This window comes from Pseudomonas sp. NBRC 111132 (genome assembly GCF_001320565.1).
In the GTDB taxonomy this organism is placed as follows: Bacteria; Pseudomonadota; Gammaproteobacteria; order Pseudomonadales; family Pseudomonadaceae; genus Aquipseudomonas; species Aquipseudomonas putida_P.
In genome coordinates this window covers 1-4,401 of sequence record NZ_BCBI01000112.1, presented here as the reverse complement: position 1 = coordinate 4,401, position 4,401 = coordinate 1, and the positions used below count along the sequence as shown (strand labels likewise).

The 4,401-nt window shown below is 54.0% G+C and carries 3 protein-coding genes; 2 read left to right on the top strand and 1 reads right to left on the bottom strand.

Features of this window, described 5'->3' with window-relative positions; translation table 11 throughout:
- Positions 1–574: 574 nt before the first annotated feature.
- Both APH35_RS27790 and APH35_RS27785 read left to right on the top strand, forming a co-directional pair.
- Positions 575–1,729, top strand: a complete 1,155-nt coding sequence (locus tag APH35_RS27790) for a YcaO-like family protein (protein WP_060515831.1) — start codon at positions 575–577, stop codon at positions 1,727–1,729.
- 1 nt (position 1,730) lies between these two features.
- Positions 1,731–3,380: an ATP-binding cassette domain-containing protein gene (locus tag APH35_RS27785; protein WP_060515830.1), complete on the top strand. Its 1,650-nt coding sequence runs from the start codon at positions 1,731–1,733 to the stop codon at positions 3,378–3,380.
- 135 nt (positions 3,381–3,515) lie between these two features.
- Here APH35_RS27785 and APH35_RS27780 read toward each other — a convergent pair whose 3' ends face one another.
- A complete protein-coding gene (locus APH35_RS27780; protein WP_060515829.1) occupies positions 3,516–3,779 on the bottom strand; it encodes a DUF3077 domain-containing protein in 264 nt (87 codons plus the stop codon).
- Positions 3,780–4,401: the final 622 nt, after the last annotated feature.

The following is a 4,401-nucleotide window of genomic DNA, read 5'->3' as shown; positions in this document are numbered from 1 at the left end:
GCTTCGCAGTACAAGGCTGCCCATCTCTTTCTGGCAAGTTAGGTCTGCACCAATGCGTAAGATTGGCTTGTTTCTTCGGCGTTCTATCTAGAGGAACACCAAGAACCAGGTGATTCCCCAGAAACAACCTCATCCCCCCGGACCGATCATGACCCGCCACTCTGTTGAGGGATCGTAATCCTTTCAGTGTTTTACAAAAAATTTAACCCCCCTAACCCTCCACAAGCGCCAACCCGTTAATTAATGGGTGATTTTTCTGACCCTTCGAAGAAGTGTAGGAATAAAGCTACAAATGCCAGAAAGAATTCCTACGCCGATCTTCCACTAAGAATTCCGGGCAGATCTTGAACCAAGGAAAAAACAAGTGATACAAAAGCCCTGCGCAAAAAGCGCACTCAAACCAACTCTATAGGAGCAGTAGCCATGGGACGTCGTCGTTCTGAAATCAATACTCTGCAAATCCCTCGCGTGGTGAACTACACATTTACCGAGTCCGAGGTTGAGTTCCTCAACATGCTGTAAGCCATAAACCAGAAGGGGCTTAGCCCCTTCTGGTCCGACATAGGAGCTAGAGATGATTACCGAACGCGAGCTGACCACAGAAGAAGCATACAACCGCCTGATAAGACTGCATCAGCACTTGGGCCTTCACTCGAAAACAAAACTATCAAAAAATAATAGCTTGGTCGCCACATGCCACTTATACAACAGCGCCTACCAAGAAGTGTCCTGCGGTGCAGGAAAGGGAGAACACTGTGAGCTAGGAGCTCTTGCTGAAAGCTTAGAGCATTACTTTGTCGACAAGTCGACACCAACCACCATCGCAAGCGAAAAAATTTTGCAGTCGATAGACCCGTTTGACGACTGGCTACTAAAGTCAATCCCGCCTCATTGCCAAATACCTTACTTTGGACTTCAAGCACTGGACAGCTATGACGAAATAAAAATACCCGCGATACTGATAGCCCCCTCCTCCAGAAATACCGATGAGATTGAGAAAACCGCGGCAGGGTATCTTGCCAAATATGCGACCAATTCTGGCACAGCTATTGGCTGTACTGAGAGCGAAGCTCTCTTACACGCCATAAATGAATCTATCGAACGCCACACCCTGTCGATGTACTATCTATCGCTTTGCAACCTGACCTCCCCCCTAGAGATCTACCGACCCTCCAATTCATTTCTGGAAGACACCTTCACTCACGACAAGAAACTTTTGCGCCACGCAAGCAACCTAGAAATATACTTGACCCACGATTTCTATGACGTTCCATTTTGCATTGCTATCTCTCGCAACAAAAAAGAAGGCTCTCTCAGCGGCATCGGCTCGGGAAGCTCCATAAACCCATCGATTGCAATGTACCGCGCTGTAACTGAACAGATTCAGTGCGAACAACTTTCCGGACCGAAAGAAAAACAAGAAGATCTCGCCACGAAGAAAGTGCTTGCCTACTCAGAAAAACTTTCTCAACTTCTACACCCACGCCCTAAGTACAACGTGCCTGAATATCATCCACCTCGTATAGAACTCAGCGTACGCGGACAGATCAAGCGCACGCTAATCAACCTGGGCAAGAATAATAAAACCGTATTCTACCGCACCCTATATGAGCACCCCGACTTCGCCACAGTCGTACAAGTTTTTATACCCGGACTGGAGCGCTTCCATTTGATAAGGTCCGGGATTCCAGTCGCGCCGCAAAGCGCGTTCAAATGCATAAGGCAATGATATGCATATATACCGAGGCATACTCGCCGCCCTGAGCGCGACCTTAGTTCTCAAAGTCGCGACCGTCGTACCTGCCCTGATCCTGGCTGACATTATCGACAACCTGTCCACCTCGGCCTCGTCTTCTCTCGTTCTGCTCGGTGCCTTCATATGCCTTGTCGCCCTACAAGCCTCGTTGACCCCTTTGCAAGCCTGGTGCCTGGCGCGGCTCTGCCAGGAGCGCGTGAAGCAGCTTTCCATGCGCTGGTGCCGAGGGTTGCTGGACAAACGCTTCGAGGCCTATGGACAACTCCATGGCGGAACCTTGGTGAAGGTACTGGATAGAGGAATTACGGCCCAGGAGCGATGGCTAGGCTTTCTGATCGGCTCGGCATGGCCGGTACTGGTCGAAGCTGTGGTACTGATCACGCTGTTCACGTACCTCGGAGCTACCTCGGTATTGATCGGCCTGGTCCCCTTGAGCTTGGCGTATCTGTGGGCAAACGACCGGCTGGTGCGCTGGCGCCGGCCCCGTATCGAGGCAGTCAACTCGCGGGAGGACGAACTGGCGGAACAATGGGTTGATACCTTCGCCAGCGCCTCAACGGTCAAGCTGGAGAAGGCCGAGGATGCCGCAATGATTCCCGTGAACCAGACACTGTCGGGCTATGCCGACTCAGCGGTAGGGGTTGCCTACAGTGGCGGATGGCTTCAGGGCTTGCGTACTCTATTCATTGGCCTGGGCAGTGGTGGTTTGCTCTTGTGGGGTATCCAAGATCAATCACAGGCAACACCGCATCTGAGCCTGGGCGAGCTTGTTGCCCTCTTTACCCTGGTGAGTGGATTGCTCGCCGGCGTTGCACAACTGGCGGAAGCCTGGCGGGTGCTCGACCAATTCAGACTCGACAAACGCAAGCTCGAACACTGGCTCGGGCTTCCTGTGTTCGGACCGACAGTCTCCATAGAGGCAGAACCCAAAAATGAAAACGCAGGGCTTTGCATTACCCCCTGCCAACTCAGCGCTCGAAACGCGCTGCAACTGCTGATCGATGAGCCCTTGGTAATTCGTGCAGGAGAACGGGTCGCACTGGTTGGGCCCAGCGGGTGCGGCAAGTCGACACTTCTGCATGCGCTGGCAGGAACGGTATTCCAGTTGCGCAAGCATGTTTACTTGCACGGCAGATGCCTGGCTGCGCTCGGCGCGTGTGAGCAGTTCCGTCGTTTACGACTCTGCCCTCAGGATGCGTACTTCTTACCCGGTCCACTGCCTCGCGCAGTCCTGTTCGAGCATGCTCATGATCGCGTTCAAATCGAACGGTGGCTTGAACACCTGGGGCTGAGCAAAGACTGGTACGAGCTTGATCTGGATGCACGCGCGGAATCCATTTCGGGTGGCGAAGCACGCAGGCTGATGTTGCTTCGCTTGCTTAACCGGCCCGGCGAATTCAATTTTTTTGACGAGCCCACAGCTGGGCTTGATGCCGGATCGGCTGCGCGAACCTGGGATCTGCTGTTCGAAACATTCCAAGGGAAAGGGCTGATCTGCGTAACGCACGATCAGAGTGCCCTGTCACGCTTTGATCGGGTGATCACCATGAGCGAGGGACGGATCATCAACCAAGTGAAAACGAAGATCGCTCAGGACGCTGGGCTACCGGGCGCTCGCACATAACCTACATTGCATTACCAGACCCTGTAGGAGCGGCCTTGTGTCGCGATCCGCCGCGCGGGCGGCGCTCGATCTCACAGGCGCAGAAGTTGTTGTGGCGGACACCTGTCAGCCTTCATGCAATCCGAAGGCGACCACTCACTGCTTCATGCCCAACTCGGCATCATCCATCAGCGCCTTGGCCATGGCGCTCAGGTAGTGGGCAGCCCAGATCATCATCGGCTTCTCGTCCATCAGGCCGGTGATGGTCAGTTCGCGTACATAGCCCATCAATTCCGACGACTGCTCGCGGACGTCCCTGCAGGGGATGCCGGGCTCGATTCGGAACAGTGGATGCGTGCCGTTTTCGCCTTGGTAAAAAGCGGTCTTGCCGACGGTGAACTGGGTGTCTTCTGTTGTCATTGTTCAATCCCCTGAAAATTCTCTAGTGCCTGGGCGGGCCCTTTCGCGGGTTTACCCGCGAAGAGGCCCGTCCAAGCGACACATCACACAAGCCTTAATGCAAAGGCCGAGGCCCTACGGGCATCTGGGCTGAAGCAGCATTGCCTGATGCACCACGGTGGCGGCACATAGCGCGTAGTCCGTGGCCTGGATCAGGGTGTCTTCAAGGGAATGGGCGTTATGGGGTGGATCGAGGACTATCTTCAGCATCATGGTTCACCTAGTGATAAAGGCCACCACACACCTGCTGTCAAACAAGAGGGTGGCAGCTGTACATGGGTTGACAGACCGGTAGGCAAACCAAAACCCGGCGCACACGAAGTGCCCCATGCACAGCTGCCATAAAGGCAGAGCCATGCGGTTTGACCTAAGCAGCCTGTCAAAGCCGGTCACTGATTTGGCAGCGACCACCCGAGACTAGGGCCCGATCCAGAGCACCGCAATGGCTTGAAGGGGTTTGGGAGTATGTTTGGGAAATGGACTACATGGAATAGGTGAAAACCTAAAATTGTCTGCCGAAACTGGCCGGAATGCGGTGAGGCTGGAAGGTGTTCGACTCACCCTTTGCAGCGCCTGTGAGATC